Source organism: Capnocytophaga sp. oral taxon 332 str. F0381, from assembly GCF_000318275.2.
Taxonomy (GTDB): domain Bacteria; phylum Bacteroidota; class Bacteroidia; order Flavobacteriales; family Flavobacteriaceae; genus Capnocytophaga; species Capnocytophaga bilenii.
Genome location: NZ_KB291265.1, coordinates 23,691 through 24,679 on the forward strand (window position 1 = coordinate 23,691; position 989 = coordinate 24,679).

1 protein-coding gene and 1 pseudogene are annotated in these 989 nt (G+C 29.0%); both read left to right on the forward strand.

What is annotated here, in order from left to right; genetic code table 11:
• Positions 1-245, forward strand: a pseudogene (locus HMPREF9075_RS13705) (hypothetical protein); the annotation flags it as partial.
• Positions 246-270: 25 nt separating this feature from the next.
• Positions 271-870 (forward strand): hypothetical protein, encoded by a 600-nt coding sequence (locus HMPREF9075_RS02045; RefSeq protein ID WP_009414829.1) that lies wholly within the window; start codon positions 271-273, stop codon positions 868-870.
• Positions 871-989 lie beyond the last annotated feature (119 nt).

Genomic DNA, 989 nt, shown 5'->3' on the forward strand with positions numbered 1-989 from the left:
TCTTTAAAGATTTTCCTATTGTAATTGTAGCAGCTGGTAATTATCCAAGCTGTTACCACATTAATTTAGAACAAACTTTTGATGTCGTCTTTCAAAAGGAAATAAAAGTAGGAGAAAACCGCTATTTCTTACACTTTAGTAAGGATAACAAACGTATTCTTATCCATACTCGACAATTAAGCAATGGAGTTAGCAATGAACTTATTACGGCTATTACGAATGAAGCTAAAAAGTTTTTAAAGTAGAAATTAATTTTAAAACTATTAGAAAATGAGTGATAGTATCAGAACAAAAGAAGAAATGTTTAATAGTTTGATAAAAATTATCAAATCAAAAACATTTAAAAGAAAATTAGCCAAACTCAACGACAATTTTTTCAACCTAAAGCAAGAAATTCACATTAGAAACTTGCTTGTTGAACTTTTCAATAAAAAGTTAAAAAAAGAAGGAGAAAGAGCTATTGCTGAATATAGAGAACTACAAAATGAAACTGATAAGAACATTCGCATAGATTTAGCCTTAAGTAATAGAGAAGAGGTTACCCTTATAGAGCTTAAATATCACTTTGCAAATGACCCTCAGATAAAAAAAGAATCTCTTAAAAACTATTTTTTAGAAAGAAAGGAGTGCAATTATCTTATTGCAATTATTTGCAATGGAAATAAACATATAAGAGAAGACTACGAACATTACTGGGGAATTGAAACTATTTTTAGTGGGAGATATTCTGAAGATTCTCAATGGAAAGAACTTCTTGAAAAACAGTTCAATTCTTTAGAATCTGAAAGTAAGTATCTTGAGCCTATTGAAATCACCGTAGAAAAACCTTTCAAAACCAGTTACCACTTCTTTATCTTGGAAAGAAAGTAAATCCTTTAGCAGTAAAAACACCCCAAAGCATTATTTTTTGGGGTGTTTTTTATTAATTCATTACCTAACACCTAAATCCATTCAGCAAACAAAAAAAAGAGCAACTCATTATCAGAATT

What these genes read in the sequence shown, in the direction of transcription:
- HMPREF9075_RS02045 (WP_009414829.1), top strand. Translation starts at nt 271, where the DNA reads ATGAGTGATAGTATCAGAACAAAAGAAGAAATGTTTAATAGTTTGATA.